Raw genomic sequence first — 20,161 nt, 5'->3', positions numbered from 1 at the left:
TCCGGCCACTGGACTCGCAGGGGCCGGCCCGCTGCTCAGGAGTAGCGCTCCTGGAAGATGCGCTCCAGATCCTCCAGGGAGTGCCCCTTGGTCTCGGGTAGGAACTTGGCATAGAAGGCCAGGGATCCCAGGTTGATCAGGGCGAAGACGAAGAACGCATTGCCCTGGATCAGTTCAATCAGGTTTGGGAAGGCGAAGGCGACGATCACATTGCCCACCCAGTTGGAGAACACAGCCACCCCGTTGGCCAGGCCGCGCACCCGCATCGGGAAGATCTCGGAGAGCATGAGCCAGAAGGTCACCCCGATGAAGCACTGCATGAAGAACAGGAACGACAGCATGAAAACCAGCACCAGGTAGCTGCGCGCCGTCGACTCCGGCATCAGGAACACCAGCCCCAGCGCAATCAGCGAGGCCACGCAACCGCTCTGCCCGGTCAGGATCATGCGACGTCGTGGCAACCGCTTGAGGAAGAAGGCGATGCCGATGTACACCGATATCACCGACACCACACCGTTGGCGATGGTCGCCACGATCGAGGCCTGCGCAGCCAACCCGGTGGAGATCAGGATGGTGGGGGCGTAGTACATGATTCCGTTGACGCCGGTGAGTTGGGACAGGAAGGCCAGGCCGATGCCGATAAGAGTGATCTTACGGATCCACGGGGTGCGCAGGTCCGCCCAGGAGCCCTTGCCCATGCGGGCCTCCTCCTCGACACGGCGCACGATGTCCTCGCCCTCGCCCGCGACCTCATCGGCCATGCGGACCTGGTTGAGCACCTCCCACATCTGACTGACGCGTCCCTTGCGGGCCAGCCAGCGCGGGGACTCGGGTAGCAGGTGGATTCCGATCCACAACCCGATCGCGGGCAGGGTGGCGAGCACCAGCATCCACCGCCAGGCGTGAGCCCCGGGCCAAGCGGTGGCGATGATGGCGTTGCAGGTGTAGGCCAGCAGCTGGCCGGTGACGATCATGAGCTCATTGCGGGAGACCATGGTGCCGCGGATCTCGACGGGTGAAATCTCCGACAGGTAGACGGGAACGGTCGCGGAGGCACCGCCGACGGCCAGACCGAGGATGAAGCGGAATGCCACGAGTGCCGGATACGACGGCGCCAGTGCGCATCCGAGCGCGCCGATCAGGAAGATGACGGCAACCGTCATGATGTTCTTCTTGCGACCGTAGCGATCCGACAGCCGGCCTCCTACCAGTGCCCCGACGGCGGCCCCCACGGTCAGGGAGGTGGTCACCACCGACTCGTCGAAGGCACTCAGGTCCAGGCCGCCCTCGGACACCGGGCCCTTAAGGAAGGGCAGGGCGCCGGAGATGACACCTGTGTCATAGACGAACAATAGGCCACCCAGGGTGGCAATGGACCGGATGGTGAACAGACGCCGATCTACCCTGCGCCGGTCGGTCGGCTGGGATACCGGGGACGGCGCGGGGCTCATTGCGCCATCTCCACGGTAAAGGTGCTGATGAACTCATCCAGGGCGTCATCACTGGCGCCCGAGGCAAAGGCCTCCATCGCCACCGTACCCCGGTAACCCATGTCCATCAGAGCTAGGGCGACGGCACGGTAATTGACCTCGCCAGTGCCGGGCTGGGCGCGGCCGGGCACGTCCGCCACCTGGATCTCACCGATCCACGGCTGCGAGGCGCGGCAGAGCTCGATGAGGTTCCCCTCGCCGATCTGCGCGTGGTAGAGGTCTAGGTTCATGCGCAGGTGCGGGGAGTCGACGGCCGCCACGAGCGTGCGCGTGTCCCTGGCCAGGGCGAAGGGGCAGCCGGGGTGGTCCACGGGCAGGTTCAGGTTCTCCAGCGTGAACACCCGCCCCTCACGCTCCCCCAGTGCGGCCAGGCGGCGCAGCGTGTCGGCGGCGCGCAGCCAGTCCCCGGGACTCGGGTGCTCATTGGCGACCACGGGGATGCCGCCCTCCCCCAGGCCGGTGCCGTGCACGTTCAGTCGTGGGCAGTCGATCCTCTCCGCGGCGGCCAGGGACTGCTCGGCGGTGGCCAGCAACCGGGCCACGCCGTCGTCGGTGGTCAGGTCTCCCTCCACATACCCGGTCATGGAGACGATCTCGACGCCGTCGGCGCGGCGCGCCGCGAGTGCATCGAGGTCCTTGCCGCCCCAGTCCCACATCTCCACCTTCAGGCCGCGCGCGGCGATGGCGTCAACGCGCTCAAGGAATGGCCGGTCGGTGAAGATCATCTCCGCGCAGGCGGCGAGGGTGAAGGCGTTGCCTGCGGCTACGGTAGTGGCGGTCATCGGGTTAGCTCCTCAATGCTGACGGTGCGGGACTGCTGGATTGAAACAATGGCGGCGCGGGCGATCTGGAGGGCCTTGACGCCGTCGTCGCCGGTGGGAATGGCGGGCTCGCCGCCGCGGATGGCCTCCACGAAGGCCTTGAACTCCCCCACGTAGGCGGAGTGCAGTAGGTCGGTGTCCGCCCGTGAGGTGTCGTAGGAGACGCCGGCGGGGCCGTAGTAGTCCATGTCGGTGGTGCGTCCGCTGCCGGCGGTGACCATGCCGCCATCGCCGAAGACCTCTCCGCGCACGTCATACCCGTAGCTGGCGGAGAAGCTCGCCTCGGCGGTGGCGAAGGCACCGTTGTTGAAACGCAGGGTGACCAGCGCGGTGTCGAGAAAGCCGTCAGCGCGGGCATCCGGCCGGATCAGGGCGTCGGCGTGCGCCGTTACGCTGTCCACCTCGGCACCAGGATTCAGCCAGCGCAAGGTGTCGAAGTCGTGGATGAGGGTCTCCAGGAAGATCGTCCACAACGGCGTTCTCGTGGGGTCCCCGCCGTAGGGGCCAGGGTCGCGCGTGAGTGACCGGAGCAGCTGCGGGGTGCCGACGCGGCCGTCGTCGACCGCGCGCCGGGCGGCGACGAAGCCGGGGGCGAAGCGGCGGTTGAAGCCGACTTGCAGGACGACGCCGGCGCGCTCGGCCGCCTCCACGCACTCGGCGGCCTCGTCGAGCTCCGTGGTGATCGGCTTCTCGGTGAATATGTGCTTGCCCGCACGGGCGGCTTCTACGATCAGGTCGCGGTGCAGCGCGGCGGGGGTGGTGACGACCACTGCGTCTACCTGGGGATCGGCCAGCACTCCGGAGGCCTCGGCCTCGGCGCGGGCACCCAGTGAGGCGGCCAGGCCCTGCGCGGCCTCGAGTCGCGGATCGACGACGGCGACCAGTTCCGCAGTGTGGACGTCGTGGGCGAGGGCCGTGGCGTGGTGCGTGCCGATGCGACCGGCCCCGATGAGGGCGATGCGAACCGGCGGGGTGGGACTGTTGGGCATGAGTGGACTCCTTCGTCGTGTGCCGCGCGTGCTCAGGGCGGTGCGGCGCTTGCTCACAAGAACCGCAACATCGCGGTGTTTGTGATGACAAAGAAGCTAGCACGTTCTAGCTCTCAGACACGGCTGCTGCCACTTGAACTGCAACCACACATCACGTAATCACTGATATTTCAACGTTTTGTTCAGAGCATCTCTCGACGCAAGTGGCTATAATTACAGATGTTCCAGGCTAACCAGCTCACACAGGGAGCAATCACGTATGCCCCCCCGCACGGAGGGAACATGGCGCAACGGGCACGCAAGCAGGTCACGCTCGCAGATGTCGCGCGCGAGGCCAATTGCTCGGTCTCGTGCGTCTCCATCGTGATGCGCGACGCCGTCGGCGCATCACAGGAGACGAGGCGCCGGGTCAAGGCGGTGGCCGCACGCCTGGGCTACCGGCCCGACCAACGCGCCCGCGCCCTGAGATCAACCCGATCAGGGCAGATCGGCGTCACTTTCGACGGCCACCAGCCCTTCCACGCCGAGATCATCGACGGGTTGTACACGGCCGCTGAGAGCGGGAACCACGAGCTCGTACTCTCCGCCGTCGTAGGCGCGGTCGACGATCGTCGGGCCGCTGAGACCCTACTGCGCGACCGCTGCGAGGCACTGATCATGATCGGGCCGTCACTTGGGACGGCCCGCCTGCGAATGCTCGCCGACGAGGTCCCCGTAGTGGCGGTCGCGCGACCATTGTCATGCCCCGGAGTAGACGTGATCCGAATCGACGACCGGGGCGGGGTGGCGGCGGCAGTCGCTCACCTCGTCGGTCTCGGGCATCGCCGTATCGTGCACGTCGACGGTGGCAAGGCGCCGTCGAGCCCGGAACGGCGCGCAGGTTACCTGGAGGCCATGGCAGCGCACGGGTTGTCCACCGAGGCGACGATCCTGCCCGGCGGGCTTGAGCAGGAGGACGGGATTCGGGCAGCTGCACAACTGCTCGCAGCGCCGGAGCCGCCCACGGCCGTATCCGCCTTCAACGACCGGGTTGCCTCCGGAGTGATTCAGGGCCTCGTCTCTGCCGGAGTAGGCGTTCCGGGCAGGATCAGCGTCGTCGGCTTCGACAACGCCAGACGCTATGAGTCCGGGCTGGTGCCGCTGACGACCATTGACCAGAATCCCGGCCTCATGGCGAAGCTCGCCCTGGAGCGGGCGATCGGGCGTGCCGCGGAACGTTACCTGCCCAGCGAGCAGGTGCTGATTCCCCGGCTGATCGAACGCGCCTCCACCGGACCAGTATCCGAGGCCGCCGGGTGACCGGCGGTAACAACTACCGACCTCGGTACGTAAGATCTACCGACCTCGGTACGTAAGATCTACCGATCTCGCGCAGTGCGGATCAGGCCGGCAGGATGCCCTGCTCGGTGAGCCAGTCGGTGGCGATCGTGGCGGAGTCGAGCTGCTCGTCCACCGAACGGGCGTTGAGCACGCGCAGCGCCTCGGTGGTCAGCAGCGCCGAGACGGCGTTGATCGCGGTGATGGCGCCCTCATCCAGGTCGGCCGTGACCAGCGGGATCACATTCTGCGGCAGGATCAGCGCCTCCGGGTCCTCCAGAACCACCAGGTCGTTGGCGTCGATGGCGGGCGAGGAGGTGTAGATGTCGGCCGCCTGCACCGTTCCGTCCACGAGCGCGCTGACGGTAAGCGACCCGCCGGAGTCCTCCACGGGGTAGACGTCGGCCTTCACCCCGTAGACCTCCTTGATGCCCGTCGGGCCGTAAGGGCGAGTCTTGAACTCGGAGTTCGCCGCCACCAGCACGGTGCCGTCGAGCTTGGCGAGGTCGCCGATGGAGACCAGGCCGTACTCCTCGGCGAGGTCGCGGGTTACCGTGTAGGAGTCCTGGTCGGTGGCCTCGGCATAGTCGAGCACCATCAACGAGTCCGGGAGCACGTCCGACAGGGCGGCGTGGATGGACTCAGAGTCCGTGGCGTCGGTATCGGAGTCGTAGTACTGCAGCAGATTGCCGCCGTACTCTGGCAGCACGCTGATCGCCCCCGATTCGAGCTCGGGGATGTAGACCTCGCGCTGCCCGATCTGATACTGGCGGTCGATGGTGAAACCGGCCTGCTCGAGCGCCTGGGCGTAAAGCTCGGCAATGATCTCATTGGAGTAGTACTGCTGGCTGCCCACTACGATCGTGCCGGAGGCCGTGCCCGAGGACAGCGGGTCGGAGTTGGAGCAGGCGGCGAGCGTGGAGGCCACGGCGAGCAGAGCGCCGCCGGCCAGGACACCGCGGCGAGTGAGCACGGCGCGCTTGTCAGCATTGGGATTCATGGGGATTCCTTTCGGTTGCGCGTGCCGACCGGGGTGACGGCGCGCTGGAGGAGGATGAAGAAGAGTTCGGACGCCAGAGCCAGGGCGATGACCATGAGTGAGGAGGCCAGCATCATGCCGTAGTCCTGGGTCTTGAGACCGAGGAACATCAGCCGCCCAAGCCCGCCGGCGCCGGTGTAGGCGGCCAGGGTCGCGGTCGCGATCACCTGCAGGGCGGCCGACCGCAGGCCGCCCACCAGCAGCGGAGCGCCCAGCGGAATCTCCACCCGGGTGAGTAGCTGGAACTCGCTCATGCCACTGGCACGGGCGCCGTCGACGGCGACGGGATCCGCGGCCTCAATGCCGGTGTAGGCACCGGCCAGTACGCTGGGCAGGGCCAGTACGATGAAGGCGAGCATCGGGGCGGACAGGCCCACGCCGAGGATGAGCCCGAACAGGGTGATCAGGCCGAGAGTGGGCAGGGCCCGCACGGCGCCGGCCAGAGCGATGGCAGCACCCCGACCCCGCCCGGTGTGTCCGATCCACCAGCCCAACGGCACCCCGATGGCGGCGGCAACGGCCACCCCGAGCAGCGAGTACCCGATGTGCTGCAACAGCAGCCGCCCGATGCCGAGCGATCCCGACCAGTTGGCGGCGGCGAAAATGTAGGCGATCGCTTCTCCGATGTAGTTCATGACGTCCGCTCCTGCGTCGCCTCCGGCGCACGGGTGCGGCGCGCCCACGGCAGCAGGGCGCGCCCACCCAGCACCACCAGGCCGTCGAGCAGAACCGCAAGCAGAGCAGTGGCCAGGATTCCGGCGAGGATCTCCGCAGTGATGCCGCGCTGAAAACCGTCGGTGAACAGCCACCCCAGGCTGCGCACGCCCAGGACCGCCCCGACCGTGGTCAGCGAGACGGTGGAGACGGTTACGACGCGCAGGCCGGCCACGATCGCCGGACCGGCCAGGGGCAGTTCCACGGTGAAGAAGCGCCGCAATGCCCCTATGCCCATGGCGGTGGCGGCGTCGAGCACCCGCTGGTCGACGGCGTCGAGCGCATCAACCGTGGCGGGCACCAGCAGTGCCAGGCCGTAGAGCGTCAACGCCACGACGACGTTGATGGTGTCGCGGATACCGGTGCCGAGCAGGACCGGCAGGATCACGAACAGCGCCAGCGAGGGGATGGCGTACAGCAGCGAGGCGCCCGAGACGAGGACGCCTCGCAACGGCCCCAGGCGCTGCGCGAACCGGGCGATGGGAATGGCCAGCAGCAGCGTGGCTATGATGGCCGGCACCGCCTGGAGCACGTGGGCAGCCAGGTAGGAGCCGATCGCCGGGAGGTTCGCCAGCACCCAGTTCATAGGCGCGCCTCCGCCCCACCGTCCAGTCTGCCGACAGCGCGACCGGCGCGGTCCACGACCACCCGGCTGCCGGCGACGTCGGCCAGGCGCAGGGCGCGGTCGGCGTCGTCGAGCCCGAGGAAGCGGGCCACGAACTCGTCGGCCGGATCCGCGAGCAGCTGCGCTCCACTGCCGCGCTGGGCGATGCGGGCGCCCTCGCGCAGGAGGATGATCTCGTCACCGAGCATCAGGGCCTCGTCCACGTCGTGGGTCACGAAGATGATCGTCTTGGCCAGCTCACCCTGGATGCGAAGCAACTCGCGCTGTAGATCACGGCGCACCAGCGGGTCGACGGCGCCGAAGGGCTCATCCATGAGCAGGACGCCCGGGTCGGCGGCAAGTGCACGGGCCACGCCGACGCGCTGGGCCTGGCCACCGGAGAGCTGCCCCGGATAGCGGTCGGCCAGGTCCTCCGCCAGGCCCAGCATGTCCATCAGCTCGCGAGCGCGCGCCCGTGCCGCGGACCGGCCGATGCCGTTCAATCGCGGCACCAGGGTGATGTTGTCCAGCACGCGCCGGTGTGGAAGCAGGCCCGCATTCTGCATGACATAGCCGATGGAGCGGCGCAGGGCTACAGGGTCGCCGTGTTGAACATCCTCGCCGTTCAGGAGGATGCGGCCGGAAGTCGGCTCAACCATGCGGTTGACCATGCGCAGCAGGGTGGTCTTGCCACAGCCGGAGGAACCGAGCAGCACGGTGATGGAGCCGGCCGGGAGGGTGGCGGAGAAGTCGTCGACGGCGGCTCGCGACGCCGGGCCGGCAGCGCCCTGTGGTGCCGGATAGCGCTTGGTGACTGCGGAGAACTCGATTGCGCCGGCGGACGGCACTGCCGCTGCGGGAGCGCTCGCAACCGACGCGTTGCGCCCGGCCTTCCGCGTCCCGGTTCGCATTCCCATAGGGCGGTCTCCTCTCCTCCGCCGAGCGGCGGCGCCGTCCTACCGTAACAACGCTTTGCAGATATGTCGATTCGATGTAGTGTCGGGGTGTGCTTGAGTTGAAGATCCTGGGGTTCCTCTCAGAGGGGCCGCTGCACGGCTACGAGTTGCGCCGGCGGATCAACGAGTTGGACGGGCCCGGCAGCCACCTCTCAGAAGGGTCCCTTTACCCCGCCCTGGCGCGCCTGGAGCAGGCCGGGCTGCTCGTCCGCACCGACGAGCCCGGGGCGCGGGGGCGGCCCCGCAGGCGCCTCGAGCTCACCCCCGCCGGCCACGAGCGCCTGCATGAGCTCCTGCGGCACCCGAGCGATGCGGATGTGTCCTCCATGCCCCGGTTCCTCGTGCTGCTTGCATTCCTGTCCCGCCTGCCTGACAGCGCCGAACGCACCGCGGTGCTGCGCCGCCGCCTGAAGGCCTTACGCGAGCCGGCACCCGCATTCTTCTACGACGACGGCGCGCCGCGCCGTTCCAGCACCGAGCCCGATCCGTACCGGCGCGGCATGATCGGTATTGCGGCCGCATCCCGACGCGCGGAGACCGACTGGTTGGAACAGGTGTTGGCAGGCGCCGCCGAGGAGGACCGCACCACCGCGGGCTCACAGGTGCCGGAGCGCCGGCCCCGGCACCCCGAACCACTTCCCTGAACAAAGGAGCACTACCCGATGACCGCCGCCGTACCGTCTGTCACCACCACGCCCGCGAGCATGCGCGCCGCCGTGCTGACCTCCCCGGGGATTGAGAACCTGCACGTGATGGACGTGCCCGTCCCGCAGCCGCGGCCCGGCTGGGTGCGCCTGAAGGTCATGGCCTTCGGGTTGAACCGCAGCGAGTATCACTCGGTGACCGGACAGGCCGGCGGCATGAGCTATCCGCGCGTGCTGGGGATCGAGGCCTCCGGCGTCGTGGACCTTGATCCACAGGGGCGCCTGGCTCCGGGGATCCAGGCGGTCACCATGATGGGCGACATGGGCCGGGCCTTCGACGGCGGTTACGCCCAGTACGTGGTGGTGCCGCGCGAGCAGGTCATCACCTTCCACTCGGGCCTGTCGTGGGAGGTGATCGGCTCAGTCCCCGAGACACTGCAGACCGCCTACGGCTCCCTGACCACCGGGCTGAGTCTGCAACCCGGTCAGAGCCTGCTGGTGCGCGGCGGCACCTCGGCGCTGGGCCTGGCCACGGCGGCCCTCGCGCTCGATATGGGCTGCCGGGTCTACGCCACCTCCCGGCGGGAGGCGGGGCTGGAGTTGCTCACCACCCGGGGCGTGACGGCGCTGCGCGACGACGGCGCGGTGGCACAGCAGGTGCGTCGGCACGAGCCCGCGGGGGTGGACGCGGTACTGGAACTGGTGGGCGTGCCCACGCTGCGCGACTCGCTGCAGGCCGCCGCGGTGCACGGTACGGTGTGCTTCACCGGCATGCTCTCGGACTCTTGGACCATCAAGGACTTCTATCCGCTGGACTGGATCCCGAACGGAGTGCGGTTGACCACCTACTCCGGTCAGGCCTCCGACCTGCCGGAAGCGGAGTTGCAGCGGGTGCTGGACCGAATCGAGACCGGCGCCCTGGACCTCCTACCAATGCACACCTACCCACTTGAGGAGATCGTTCAGGCGCAGCGGGACATGGCCGCCGGCGCGCGCACCGGCAAGCTGGTCGGCCTGCCCTGGGCGTGAGCGGCGTGGACTCCGGTCAGGTGGCGGGCTCGGTGATGACCGCTTCGGCGATGATGTCGGCCGCCATCGCGTAGCCGACGGCCGCGGGACGCAAGCCGTCGTCGGGCCCAGCCGACCGTTCAGGCAGCCAGACTCAGCGCAATAGCCCCGCGACCAGGAACACGATGGCGATCAGTGGGAACGCCCCCTGCTTGACCGCAGCCGGGCGGTGTGCGGGGGACTTCAGCGCAAGCACCAGGGCGGCGGCAAGCATGGAACCGGTGCCGTACAGGGCCAGGGCGCTGCCCGCGGTGTGCCACGCGCCGGAACTCAGAGCCATGAGGGCGGCGCCGCCCAGGGCCTCCACCGCGAGGAACAGGTTGTAGAAGCCCTGATTGTAGGCGTAGAAGGCATGCGGCCTGGCTTCCTCGGGGGTTCCGCCGAAGGTCTTGCGGGCCAGCGGCCCCTCCCAGGCGATCGACTCCATCCAGAAGATGAGCACGTGCAGGGCTGAGGCGAGGACGGCGGCCACCAGGCCAATAATGTGGAGTACATTCACGGGCCGAAGCTTAAGGGGTGGTTGGTGATGCCGCGGCACGGGCCTGGCGGCGATTCGATGTAGCCGCTCCGCGAATCCCGGTCAGCCCGTGATGAACTTAAACGCGATCACCAGCACGATCGCGTTGTAGAAGAAGGCGAAGACGGACTGAACCGCCACTGTCCAGCGCAGGCGGCGAGACGTCACGGCGACGTCCGAGGTGGCGAAGGTGGTTCCCACAGTCAGGGAGAAGTACACGTAATCGGTGAGATCCGGGTCCGCTGTGCCAGGGAACTGCAGGGCCGGCCCGTACAGGTGGTCCAGACGTTCGTAATGCCGGGCATATCCCAGGTGGAGAAGCGCCCAACCGAGCATGGCGGTGAGTATCGTAATCACCGTGGCGACGACTTGGAGAACCCGAGCCAGGGCACTCACCTGCGCCGCACCGTTGATGACGGCCAATTGGTCGATCAGTTCTTGTGGAATGTTGATTCCGGTCAGCACATTGACCAGACCCACGAGCGCCGCTATTACCGGGGATGTTCCCAGAAGAGCAATCAGCCAGCGGGGAAGGCTGAGCGCAGGCTCCTGGATTTCATCGTCGTCCGCCAGCACCCGACGTCGCCAAGCGGCCCAGGCCACGATCACAACGTAAACCAGCGCAACCAAGACCCAACCGGCCGAGCAGTACGCGGCCAGCTCACTCTCTCCTCCGAATACGGCCACCAGGCCCAGAATGACGAGAACCGCCTCCACGACAACGCCGACAACGCTCGATCGCTTCATGGCCGAAGCCTGCCACGGCCGGCCGCTGAGGCGCGAATGCGCCGGGATCCGCGATTGCAGACTTCAGACGCGGGCCTCAGGCCTCCCGCCGCCGCGCAGCTCGTCGCCTAGGTCGTGCCGCGCAAGTCGTTTGTGCTGGTGGGGCGGTGCCGGCGATGTCGGTGGTGGTCTGATAGCGGCTGGTGAGTTGGTCGCTGCTGGTGGCTACGGGGCCCGTAGTTTGAGTGGGCTGCGTGTGCCCGTGGAGGACGCGGAGCCACCCCCGGGAGCACGCTCGCAACTTCGGGACCACATTCGCGCCTTCGGGTGCACGCTCCCGCCCCTGGTTGGACCGCTCCCGCCCCTGGTTGGACCGCTCCCGCCCCTGGTTGGACCGCTCACGCCCCGATGGACCGCTCACGCCCCGATGGACCGCTCACGCCCCGTTGGACCGTTGTAAACGGCGGCTACGGCGGTCCAACGGGGGCACAGGGGTCCAACGGGGGCACAGCGGTCCAACCGGCAGGCTCAACGGCCACACACAGACACCCAAGCGCGCCCCGCCACCCAAGCACTCACACAACCGGGCCCAACTACCGACCACAATCTCCACCCGCTTGCCCTCGGGATCGAGCGAAGCCGCCTTGTAGTAGCCGTCACTGGTTTGCCAGACGATTCGTCCCCGGCGGACCACGCGGGACCGCCGGGGACGATGTCTACCTAAACAACCGACTCCGTGCTGTGCGCAGAGCCGCCCGGATCACTCGTCCGCGGCAGACGGGTGGGTCATGTCGGCCGGGACCACCCAGGCGTCGAACTCCGCCTCGGTGACGAAGCCCAGCTCGAGGGCGGACTCCCGCAGGGACAGGCCCTTCTTGTGCGCGTTCTTGGCGATCTTGGACGCCTTGTCATAGCCGATGTGGCGGTTGAGCGCGGTGACCTGCATGAGGTTGGAGTCCAGGTTGGCCTGAATCTTCTCCCGGTTCGGCTCAATGCCGTAGGCGCAGTTCTCATCGAAGGAGACGCAGGTGTCGCCCAGCAGCTGGATGGACTCAAGCACGCACCATGCCATGACCGGCTTGAACACGTTCAGCTGGAAGTTGCCCTGGCTGCCGGCGAAGCCCACGGTGGCGTCGTTGCCGAATACCTTGGTGGCGACCATGGTCATGGCCTCACACTGCGTGGGGTTGACCTTGCCGGGCATGATGGAGGAGCCGGGCTCATTCTCGGGGATGATCAGCTCGCCGATGCCGTTGCGGGGGCCGGAGGCGTACCAGCGCACATCGTTGGCGATCTTCATCAGCGCATCGGCCAGTACGCGCAGGGCACCGGAGACCAGCACCAGGGCGTCGTGGGCGCCGAGGGCGGCGAAGAGGTTGTCGGCCTGCTTGAAGTCGATGCCGGTCTCCTCGCTGATCTTCTGCGCGGTCAGCTCGCCGAACTTCGGGTGTGCGTTCAGGCCCGTGCCGACGGCGGTTCCGCCAATGGCGAGCTCGCGGGCACGGGAGTCGGCGTAGCGGATGCCGTCCAGGGCGAAGTCGATCTGGGCGACCCAGCCGGAGATGACCTGGCCCAGGCGGATCGGGGTGGCGTCCTGCAGGTGGGTGCGGCCAACCATGACGACGTCGTCGAACTCCTTGGCCTTGGCGTCCAGGGTGTCGCGCAGCTGCTGCACACGCGGGTACATGGCCGCCAGCTCGGAGACCACGGCGATGTGCATGGCCGTGGGGAAGGTGTCGTTGGAGGACTGGCCGCGGTTGACGTGGTCATTGGGGTGCACGGGGGTCTTGGAGCCCATCTGGCCGCCGGCCAGCTCAATGGCGCGGTTGGAGATGACCTCGTTGGCGTTCATGTTGGACTGGGTGCCCGAACCGGTCTGGAAGACCACGAGCGGGAAGTGGGAGTCGAGCTCGCCGGAGATGACCTCGTCACCGGCCTTGGCGATCAGCTCGGCAATGTCGGCGGGAAGCTCGCCCAGTTCGGCGTTGGCCAGGGCGGCGGACTTCTTGAGTACGCCCAGGGCCCGGATGAGCGGGCGCGTGAGCACGAAGGTCTCGCGGCCGATGTTGAAGTTGTGCAGGGAGCGTTCGGTCTGGGCGCCCCAGTAACGGTCCGAGGCGACCTCGACGGTGCCCATGGAGTCTGATTCGGTGCGCGTCGTCGCGCCGGTGGAATTCTCAGGTGCCATGGTCCAAGGCTAGCCGGATGCGGCCGCGTGCGGGCGGGGACGGGCGTCCTATGTCCGCACTTGCAGGCTGCGAGTTGCACAGCGGTGCGCCCCGGACGCGGACGGAGGCGACACTCCCCCGCCCGGGGCCGGGGCGCACCCCGCCCACGGCTCTAAAGGGCAGCCAGTAACGCCTCGATGCCCGTGGCGAGCGTAAGGTGGGCGGAGGCCACCAGGCGCACGACCTCCTCCGGGTCGGTAGGAGCAGCCGCGAAGGACAGGTCGGACACGACGCTCATCCCGGTCACGCGCACGCCCAGCTGGTGCAGGGCGATCGCCTCCAGGACGGTGGACATGCCCACGCAGTCGGCCCCCAGCGCGGCCAGCATCCGGGATTCTGCCGGCGTCTGGTACTCCGATCCGCGCACCATCGCGTAGACGCCGGCACGCTGGGTGTGCCTGCGCACAATGGCGGTCAGCTGCGGATCCCACAGGTCTCGCTGGTCGACGAACACGGTGCCGTTGAAGGGCGAGGCCCCGGAGAGGTTGAGGTGGTCGGTGATCGTCATGACCTCCCCTATCCTCCAGTCCCGCAGGCAGCCGTTGGCATTGACCAGGACGGCGGCGCGCACGCCCGTGGCGGCGGCGGCGCGAGCCAGGGCAACGACGGCGCCGGGCCCGCGCCCCTCATACAGGTGGGTGCGGCCGTGGGCGACCAGCACGCGCAGGCCGCGGGGCGTCGTCGTCGGGCTTGTGGCCTCATCGACGCCGGAGGACGGGCGCCACTCGTAGGAGTCGAGCCGGTCGACATGCCCGGGTGCAATGGGGCCGATGACGCCGGGCAGGTCGGAAAGCGGCAGCGACGCCGTCGGCGGGCCCCAGCCGTCGAGGGCGGTGTCGGCGCCCGAGCCGAGCACGACCAACGCATCATGGTGTGCGGCGCCGGTGCGCCGGGCGATCTGGTGGGCGGCCTCCACGGCGGGGCCGGGACCGTCCCCGCCCCCGGACTCGGTGAGGGAGGCCAGCAGCGCGCTGGGAACGCCGTCGGGCCCCGACGCCGACTGCGGGAGGGAACCGTTGAAGCTCATGCGCGCCCCTCCCCCTGCTCCTGGGCGTGCACGCGCCGCCGCCCGAGCAGCAGGTGGCCGCTCAAGCCGATCAGCAGCGCCGCCAGGACGCCCAGGTTCGCGCCCGCCCAGGCGCCGTCGCGGCCGCCCAGCGGGCCCAGCAGATAGCCCTGCCAGCTCAACCAGGAGGCGGCGGAGTTGACGACCAGGCCCCAGCCGACGCCGGCCCCGAGGATGACCAGGGCGATCGCCTCCAGGTTGACCGAGCCGTAGACGCCGTCGGGGGTGAACAGGGCGGCCTCGTCATAGTCGCGGCGGCGCAGGCACACCTCGGCGAGCATGACGCCCGCCCATGCCGCGATCACCACCCCCAGAGTCGTCAGGAAACCCTGGAAGGGGCCCAGGAAGTCCTGCGCGCCGAAGATGACGGCGATCGTCCCCAAGGTCATGATGGTCGCGTCGATAGCGGTGGCCACGTGACGCTTCACGGGCAGGCCGGTGGCGAGCAGTGACAACCCGGAGGAGTACAGGTCCATGATGATGCCGCCGGCGAGCCCCAGGATCGCCACTACGGCGAAGGGGATTAGGAACCAGGTGGGCAGGATGGTGGTCAGGGCACCGATGGGGTCGGCGTCAATGGCGGTGCCGAGCTCGGGGTCGGAGCCGACCAGCATGATGCCGGCGATGACGAGGACGACGACTGGCAGCGATGAGCCGATGGTGGTCCACGCGATCACGCCGCCGGTGGAGGCGCGGCGCGGCAGGTAGCGGGAGTAGTCGGCGGCGGCATTGACCCAGCCCAGGCCGAAGCCGGTGGCGACCATGACCAGGGCGCCGATGAAGGCCGCGGCCGAGCCTGCGGGCAGCGCGGCAAGCGCCCCGAAGTCGATCTGCGGGGAGACCAGAATCAGGTAGATGACGGTGAGTATGCCCGTGGCCCAGGTGATCCATGTCTGCACCCGCATGATGGTGTCGAAGCCGAGGATGCCGGCACTGGCGGCGAGTCCCACGGTCAGCAGGAAGCCGACGATCTGGGCGCCGAGCTCGTTGTGCCAGCCCAGGGCCTGCAGCACCGTGGCGGAGGCGAGAGACGCGGAGACGCACAGCACCGTCTCCCAGCCGACTGTGAGCATCCAGGAGATGGCGGCGGACAGGCGGTTGCCGTGGTAGCCGAAGGCGGCGCGGGACAGGGCCAGGGTGGGGGCGCTGCCGCGCTTGCCGAGCACGGCGATGAAGCCGCACAGCAGGAAGGAGACGATCACCCCGACGACGCCGGCGACGAGGGCCTGTGCAAAGGACAGGCCGAAGCCGAGCACCCAGGCACCCCAGGACAGGCCCAGCACCGAGACGTTGGCGGCGAACCAGGGCATGAACAGGTCGCGGGGGCGGCCCTTGCGCTCGGACTCGGCAATGACGTCCAGCCCCGCGTTCTCAATCCGGGAACTGGCTGAGTCGGCAGCAGCGGTGGGCTGGGGATCGAGCACGGTAGCAGGAGCGTCTGTCATGACATTCAATCTACCGCAGCAGGTATGGGTAATCGACGTGAACGTGTCGCGTAAGACCCTGGTCATAAGCGACACGTTCACGCCCACAACCCCCGTTCGCGCCGCACGCCTCCTCCCGGCTGCAGCAGAAGGCCCCGGCACCTGCTGGTGCCGAGGCCTCCGGAGTGGTAGCGGGGGCAGGATTCGAACCTGCGACCTCCGGGTTATGAGCCCGGCGAGCTACCGAACTGCTCCACCCCGCGTCGTGGCTGCAACTTTAGTCCGCCGCCCCACTGGACCGCAAACCATGGCGACGTGCCCTTGCTCACCACAACGCTTCCGCTACGCATTCACCCAAGTCACCCCTGGGAGTCGAGCTGCTGCTGGGCGGCGACCGCCCGGTTCAGGGCCTCGGTCAGGCGGTCCTGAGCCTCGCCGTAGGCAGACCAGTCGCCATCCTGCATCGCCTTGCTCGCATCGTTCATGGCGGTCTGCGCATCCGACAGTGCCGCGGACAGGTCGGCGGACGGGTCACCGGAACCAGTGGCCGTACCCGGGGTGGGCGTGGCGCTCGCCTGCGGCGTGGCATCGGCCGTCGCCTCCGGTGTGGCTGCGGCCGTGGGCGCCGTCTGGTCAGCGCCCTCCTCCGCTTCGGACGAGGTGTCGTTAGCCGCCGCGGCATCGCCGTCGACGGCCTCCTCGCCCGTCGTGGCGCCCGAGTCACCGCCGAAGACCTGGTCCAGCGCCTCCGAAAGCGTGTCGGCGAAGCCGACCTTGTCACCGAAGGAGACCAGCACCTCCCGCAGCAGCGGGTACTGCGTACCCGAGGAGGCCTGCACGTAGACCGGCTGGACGTACAACAGTCCGCCACCCACCGGCAGGGTCAGCAGGTTGCCGCGAATCACCTCCGAGCCCTGCTGCGAGAGCAGGTTCAGCACCTGCGAGACGGTGGCGTTGGAGTTGAAGTTGTTCTGCACCTGCCCGGGGCCGGATACATTCGAGGAGCGGGGCAGCTCCAGCAGCCGCAGCTTGCCGTAGTCGGGGTTACGCCCGCCGTTCTCACCCCCGGCCGTCTCCGAGTCCACGGCCAGGAAGCCGGTGAGCACGTTGCGGTCGGTGTTACCGCCGATGATGTAGACGCTGGACAGGGAGAAGGTCGCCTCGTCCTGGTCGGGCATCTTCAACGTCAGATAGTAGGGGGCCTGCGCCTCGTCGCCCGACTTGGTCGGGTCGTCTGGCACCTTCCAGAAGTCCCCGCCGGAGTAGAAGTCCTCCGGGTCGGTGACGTGGTAGTTCGCCAGCACGGTGCGCTGCACCTTGAACAGGTCCTCCGGGTAGCGCATGTGCGCCATCAGGTCGGCACTCATCTCACTCATCGGAGTGACCGACCCCGGGAACACGGCCTTCCAGGCCGCCAGGATCGGATCGTCCTCATCCCACTCGTACAGGGTCACGGAGCCGTCGTAGGCGTCTACCACGGCCTTGACCGAGTTGCGCACGTAATTGGACTCCTCCGGGGCGCCCAACAGCGCAGAGCCGGAGGTGGCGTCACTCATCGTGTCCTCAAGGGACTCGTGCTGGGAGTACGGGTAATTGTTCGTGGTGGTGTAGCCGTCGAGGATCCACACAACCCGCTTCGGGGTGGAGGCGTCGTCGTCATCATCCACGACCGCCGGGTAGGGGCTGCCGTCCAGGGTCAGCCACGGCGCCACCTGAGCCACGCGGTCCGCGGGGTTGCGGTTGTACAGGATCTGCGACCCGCTGCGCACCTCCTGGGAGAACAGGATGTTCATCTCCTGGAAGCGCACGGCGTACAGCAGCCGGTTCCAGGGGTTGGACACGTCCGGCCCGCCGTTCCCGGTGAACGTGGTGTTCACCTGGCCGGAGGGGGCGGAGTCGTCGGGGTAGTCGAGCTCGCGGGGGCTGCCGCCGTCGTCACCGCCCACAATGGAGTACGACGGCGAGGCCTGGCCGAAGTAGATGCGCGGCTCGTACTCCCCCAGGTCGCCGACGGACGGGATCCCACCCTCCCAGAAGGAGGGGTAGCCCCCGGAGGCGACGGTGTTGCCATAGGCCGTCACCACGCCGTAGCCGTGCGTGTACACGGTGTGCTCGTTGATCCAGGTGCGCTGACCCGCATCAAGACCGTCGAAGTTGAGCTCGCGCACGGCGATGACCGTGTCCCGGCTGGCCCCGTCGATGTTGTAGCGGTCCACGTTCAGCGACGAGGCGAAGGAGTAGTACTGCTTGTTCTGCTGCAGCTGGCGGAAGGTCGGGGAGACCAGGTTCGGGTCCAGCAGGCGGATGGAGGTGGTGGACTCGGCATCCTCCAGCAGCTGGCCGGCCTCCGCCGTCGTCTTGGCGTCATAGTCGGTGATCTCGACATCATCCAGGCCGTAGGCGGTCAGCGTGGCCTTGATATTGCGGTCGATGTACGGCGCCTCCTCACGCTGGGCGTTGGGGTTGACCACGAAGTTCTGTATCACCGCCGGGTAGGCGGTGCCGATCAGCAGCGCGGACACGATCATGACGGCAACACCGGTGATGGGCAGCCGCCAGGAACTGGAGCGGATGGAGAAGAGGAACAGTGCCGCCACCACCACGCTGATCGCGGCCAGGATCGCGCTGGCAGGCAGGGAGGCGTTGACATCGGTGTAGCCGGCGCCGTCGAACCGGGTGTTCGACGCGTACAGCGAGGCATACCGCCCCAGCCAGTACGAACCTCCCCGCAGCAGGGCGAACAGGGCCAGGAAGACCGTCAGGTGAACGCGCGCAGCCCGCGTGAAGTGCGGGTCGCGAGCAACAGAGATGCCGCCGTACAGGTAGTGGACGACGACGCTGCAGATGCCCGCGAACACGACCACGCGCGTCAGGTAGGACACCGCCAGCTCCAGCACCGGCAGCACGAACACGTAGAAGGAAACGTCCAGCCCGAACTGGGGATCCGCCGTCCCGAAGGACTGGGCGTTGACCGCGAGCAGCACCTCCCGCCAGCGGGGGGCCACATCCCAGGCCGAGCTGATCAGCGCCAGCACGGCGGGCACGATCCAGGTGAGCGGGCGCTGAATGGGCTCCACCGCCGAACGGTAGGCCTCGAGGTTACGACCCGCCTCATCCTGAGGCATCCCGATCTCGCGGGCACGGTACGCCAGCCGGATGGCCGCGAAGACGGCCACGAACATGATCAGGAACCCGATCAGGAACATGGCGCCGGCCGCGATCCACTGGGTCCAGATCACCCGGGAGAAGCCGAGCTGATCGAACCACAGCACCTCCGTCCAGGTCCGCGACAGGAAGGCGACGACGACGGCCAGCAGGGCAAGAATGCCGATCGTCAGCGCCAGTGGTCCTGGCCGTCCGCGCTCTCCCCCGCGGCTGCCGCGTCCCGGCGGCCGCACGGAGCCGGCGCCGCCGCCGGGACGCTGCTGACGGCGCCCCGCGCCTGCCGCGGCCGGACGCCGCGCGGAACCCAGACCGAAGAGGGCGGCCGGGTCGAAGGAGGCTGCGGCGAACGCGCCCGGCTCGTCCGGCTCACCGTCCTCGGCGCCGTCCGGGTCGTCGGGCGACGACGCTGCATCACCGTCGGCATCCGCGCCATGATCGGCACGGCCGTGCCGCGCCTGCGGGTCGTCGGCCTGGAAGAAGCCACCGCGCACGCGGTCGTCCCGGCTCTCGGTCTCGGAGGAGTCGGTGGAACCGGACTCGTCGTCGGGCTTGTCGAAAGGATCGTCGTCGGGCCTGGTGCTCACGCTCACGCTCCGTGTCGTTCCGTGTCATATGTGCGGTCATAATTACGTGCGCGTGCGGCGCACGGCGGCCAGCGCCGGTGGCGCCACCCCGCCAATCGTCGCACAGGTGACGTCAGGCTCACAAAACCCAGCGTGCCCAAAGGTGGCGCCGCGTCGGCACCCGGCGGAGCACCGCTACGCCCGCTGGCATGATGCGGTCATGACCGCAGACACAAGCCAAGCCTACGAGAGCAGTTCAGACCCCTCCGGTGCAGCGCCCTCCCCCGGCGCGGGCCGGCAGGAGGCGCTCACGCGCGTCGTCGTCCAGCTGGAGGAGCACGCCTCCCGCGCCGGCTGGGACGCCCCCGTGGGCGTGTTCGCGCTGGTGCGCACCGCCTCCGCCCTGGAGGAGGACCCCGAACTGGCACGCATGCTGGACGCGGCCGCGCTCGCCGAGGCCCGCTCCGATCCCGCTGCCCTGACCGCCATCGAGCAGGGGGACCTGCCGCCCGCGCACACCCTGGAGGAGCTGCTGGCGGGGATTACCTGGCCGCCGGAGGTCGACGGCGCGGCCGTGTCCACCGAACATGTGCTGCTTCCCGAGGCGGCGGAGCTGGAGGCGGCCGCCATCAAGGATCCGCAGGCGCGCTTCGCCTACCTGGAGTCCCGGCCGGACCGGGACGACGTGCGGATCGTTGTGGGCGTGCTTCGTACCGGGGAGTCCTGGTGCGCCCTGCGCACCCGCTCGCACGATGCCGCAAACGCGGTGGCGGGCGGACGGGACCTGGTACCCGGTCTGGTGGAGGCGCTGCGCGGGACCCTCGAGTAGC

17 protein-coding genes and 1 tRNA gene are annotated in these 20,161 nt (G+C 68.6%); 4 read left to right on the top strand and 14 right to left on the bottom strand.

All coding sequences use genetic code 11. The features are described 5' to 3' along the window. Positions 1-35: 35 nt before the first annotated feature. From E4J16_RS05260 to E4J16_RS05250, 3 genes are read right to left on the bottom strand one after another with little or no spacing between them, the layout of a single operon-like run. Positions 36-1,451 carry a sugar porter family MFS transporter gene (locus E4J16_RS05260; protein ID WP_136313450.1) on the bottom strand — a complete coding sequence of 472 codons (1,416 nt, stop codon included), beginning with the start codon at positions 1,449-1,451 and terminating at the stop codon, positions 36-38. Then, positions 1,448-2,272 carry a TIM barrel protein gene (locus E4J16_RS05255; protein ID WP_136313449.1) on the bottom strand — a complete coding sequence of 275 codons (825 nt, stop codon included), beginning with the start codon at positions 2,270-2,272 and terminating at the stop codon, positions 1,448-1,450. Before E4J16_RS05255 ends, E4J16_RS05260 begins: the two co-directional genes overlap by 4 nt. Beyond that, a complete protein-coding gene (locus E4J16_RS05250) occupies positions 2,269-3,300 on the bottom strand; it encodes a Gfo/Idh/MocA family oxidoreductase (RefSeq protein WP_136194490.1) in 1,032 nt (343 codons plus the stop codon). Before E4J16_RS05250 ends, E4J16_RS05255 begins: the two co-directional genes overlap by 4 nt. A 282-nt stretch (positions 3,301-3,582) precedes the next feature. Between E4J16_RS05250 and E4J16_RS05245 the strand changes: the two genes are divergently transcribed. Then, a complete protein-coding gene (locus E4J16_RS05245; RefSeq protein WP_136313448.1) occupies positions 3,583-4,599 on the top strand; it encodes a LacI family DNA-binding transcriptional regulator in 1,017 nt (338 codons plus the stop codon). Between the two features lie 82 nt (positions 4,600-4,681). Here E4J16_RS05245 and E4J16_RS05240 read toward each other — a convergent pair whose 3' ends face one another. The 4 genes from E4J16_RS05240 to E4J16_RS05225 are packed head-to-tail and all read right to left on the bottom strand — an operon-like array spanning position 4,682 to position 7,891. Then, entirely contained in the window at positions 4,682-5,617 is a 936-nt protein-coding gene (locus E4J16_RS05240; protein WP_136313447.1) for a glycine betaine ABC transporter substrate-binding protein, read from the bottom strand. Next, a complete protein-coding gene (locus E4J16_RS05235) occupies positions 5,614-6,291 on the bottom strand; it encodes an ABC transporter permease (RefSeq protein WP_136313446.1) in 678 nt (225 codons plus the stop codon). The genes E4J16_RS05240 and E4J16_RS05235 overlap by 4 nt, the downstream gene beginning before the upstream one ends. Next, on the bottom strand, positions 6,288-6,956 hold the full coding sequence (locus tag E4J16_RS05230) for an ABC transporter permease (RefSeq protein ID WP_136313445.1): 669 nt from the start codon (positions 6,954-6,956) through the stop codon (positions 6,288-6,290). The genes E4J16_RS05235 and E4J16_RS05230 overlap by 4 nt, the downstream gene beginning before the upstream one ends. Next, positions 6,953-7,891 carry an ABC transporter ATP-binding protein gene (locus tag E4J16_RS05225; protein WP_240038288.1) on the bottom strand — a complete coding sequence of 313 codons (939 nt, stop codon included), beginning with the start codon at positions 7,889-7,891 and terminating at the stop codon, positions 6,953-6,955. Before E4J16_RS05225 ends, E4J16_RS05230 begins: the two co-directional genes overlap by 4 nt. An 89-nt stretch (positions 7,892-7,980) precedes the next feature. Here E4J16_RS05225 and E4J16_RS05220 point away from each other — a divergent pair, with 89 nt between their 5' ends. Continuing rightward, positions 7,981-8,574 (top strand): PadR family transcriptional regulator, encoded by a 594-nt coding sequence (locus E4J16_RS05220; RefSeq protein ID WP_136313444.1) that lies wholly within the window; start codon positions 7,981-7,983, stop codon positions 8,572-8,574. Positions 8,575-8,592: 18 nt separating this feature from the next. Further along, on the top strand, positions 8,593-9,603 hold the full coding sequence (locus E4J16_RS05215; protein WP_204519952.1) for a zinc-binding dehydrogenase: 1,011 nt from the start codon (positions 8,593-8,595) through the stop codon (positions 9,601-9,603). Between the two features lie 133 nt (positions 9,604-9,736). Here E4J16_RS05215 and E4J16_RS05210 read toward each other — a convergent pair whose 3' ends face one another. The 7 genes from E4J16_RS05210 to E4J16_RS05180 form a co-directional block, all read right to left on the bottom strand. Beyond that, positions 9,737-10,141, bottom strand: coding sequence for a DUF1304 domain-containing protein (locus tag E4J16_RS05210; protein WP_136313443.1), 405 nt, complete (start codon positions 10,139-10,141; stop codon positions 9,737-9,739). A gap of 81 nt (positions 10,142-10,222) precedes the next feature. Next, positions 10,223-10,906, bottom strand: coding sequence for a DUF1345 domain-containing protein (locus E4J16_RS05205; protein ID WP_240038285.1), 684 nt, complete (start codon positions 10,904-10,906; stop codon positions 10,223-10,225). A gap of 739 nt (positions 10,907-11,645) precedes the next feature. Continuing rightward, entirely contained in the window at positions 11,646-13,073 is a 1,428-nt protein-coding gene (gene fumC, locus E4J16_RS05200; RefSeq protein ID WP_136313442.1) for a class II fumarate hydratase, read from the bottom strand. 152 nt (positions 13,074-13,225) lie between these two features. Beyond that, positions 13,226-14,140, bottom strand: a complete 915-nt coding sequence (locus E4J16_RS05195; protein ID WP_136194498.1) for a purine-nucleoside phosphorylase — start codon at positions 14,138-14,140, stop codon at positions 13,226-13,228. Next, entirely contained in the window at positions 14,137-15,624 is a 1,488-nt protein-coding gene (locus E4J16_RS05190) for a purine-cytosine permease family protein (RefSeq protein WP_136313441.1), read from the bottom strand. The genes E4J16_RS05195 and E4J16_RS05190 overlap by 4 nt, the downstream gene beginning before the upstream one ends. 165 nt (positions 15,625-15,789) lie before the next feature. Next, positions 15,790-15,866, bottom strand: a tRNA-Met gene (locus tag E4J16_RS05185). Positions 15,867-15,962: 96 nt separating this feature from the next. Further along, a complete protein-coding gene (locus tag E4J16_RS05180) occupies positions 15,963-19,352 on the bottom strand; it encodes a UPF0182 family membrane protein (protein WP_240038283.1) in 3,390 nt (1,129 codons plus the stop codon). 199 nt (positions 19,353-19,551) lie between these two features. Here E4J16_RS05180 and E4J16_RS05175 point away from each other — a divergent pair, with 199 nt between their 5' ends. Next, positions 19,552-20,160 (top strand): PPA1309 family protein, encoded by a 609-nt coding sequence (locus E4J16_RS05175; RefSeq protein ID WP_136194500.1) that lies wholly within the window; start codon positions 19,552-19,554, stop codon positions 20,158-20,160. The last annotated feature ends 1 nt before the right edge of the window (position 20,161 follow it).

The organism is Actinomyces procaprae (assembly GCF_004798665.1).
In the GTDB taxonomy this organism is placed as follows: Bacteria; Actinomycetota; Actinomycetes; order Actinomycetales; family Actinomycetaceae; genus Actinomyces; species Actinomyces procaprae.
The sequence above is the reverse complement of the archived record's forward strand: the minus strand, read 5'-3'. Positions and strand labels throughout refer to the sequence as shown.

Excerpts from the sequence above, each read along its gene's own strand:
- E4J16_RS05260 (WP_136313450.1), bottom strand. The coding sequence starts at position 1,451 with ATGAGCCCCGCGCCGTCCCCGGTATCCCAGCCGACCGACCGGCGCAGG.
- E4J16_RS05255 (WP_136313449.1), bottom strand. The coding sequence starts at position 2,272 with ATGACCGCCACTACCGTAGCCGCAGGCAACGCCTTCACCCTCGCCGCC.
- E4J16_RS05250 (WP_136194490.1), bottom strand. The coding sequence starts at position 3,300 with ATGCCCAACAGTCCCACCCCGCCGGTTCGCATCGCCCTCATCGGGGCC.
- E4J16_RS05245 (WP_136313448.1), top strand. The coding sequence starts at position 3,583 with ATGGCGCAACGGGCACGCAAGCAGGTCACGCTCGCAGATGTCGCGCGC.
- E4J16_RS05240 (WP_136313447.1), bottom strand. The coding sequence starts at position 5,617 with ATGAATCCCAATGCTGACAAGCGCGCCGTGCTCACTCGCCGCGGTGTC.
- E4J16_RS05235 (WP_136313446.1), bottom strand. The coding sequence starts at position 6,291 with ATGAACTACATCGGAGAAGCGATCGCCTACATTTTCGCCGCCGCCAAC.
- E4J16_RS05230 (WP_136313445.1), bottom strand. The coding sequence starts at position 6,956 with ATGAACTGGGTGCTGGCGAACCTCCCGGCGATCGGCTCCTACCTGGCT.
- E4J16_RS05225 (WP_240038288.1), bottom strand. The coding sequence starts at position 7,891 with ATGGGAATGCGAACCGGGACGCGGAAGGCCGGGCGCAACGCGTCGGTT.
- E4J16_RS05215 (WP_204519952.1), top strand. The coding sequence starts at position 8,593 with ATGACCGCCGCCGTACCGTCTGTCACCACCACGCCCGCGAGCATGCGC.
- E4J16_RS05205 (WP_240038285.1), bottom strand. The coding sequence starts at position 10,906 with ATGAAGCGATCGAGCGTTGTCGGCGTTGTCGTGGAGGCGGTTCTCGTC.
- fumC (WP_136313442.1), bottom strand. The coding sequence starts at position 13,073 with ATGGCACCTGAGAATTCCACCGGCGCGACGACGCGCACCGAATCAGAC.
- E4J16_RS05195 (WP_136194498.1), bottom strand. The coding sequence starts at position 14,140 with ATGAGCTTCAACGGTTCCCTCCCGCAGTCGGCGTCGGGGCCCGACGGC.
- E4J16_RS05190 (WP_136313441.1), bottom strand. The coding sequence starts at position 15,624 with ATGACAGACGCTCCTGCTACCGTGCTCGATCCCCAGCCCACCGCTGCT.
- E4J16_RS05175 (WP_136194500.1), top strand. The coding sequence starts at position 19,552 with ATGACCGCAGACACAAGCCAAGCCTACGAGAGCAGTTCAGACCCCTCC.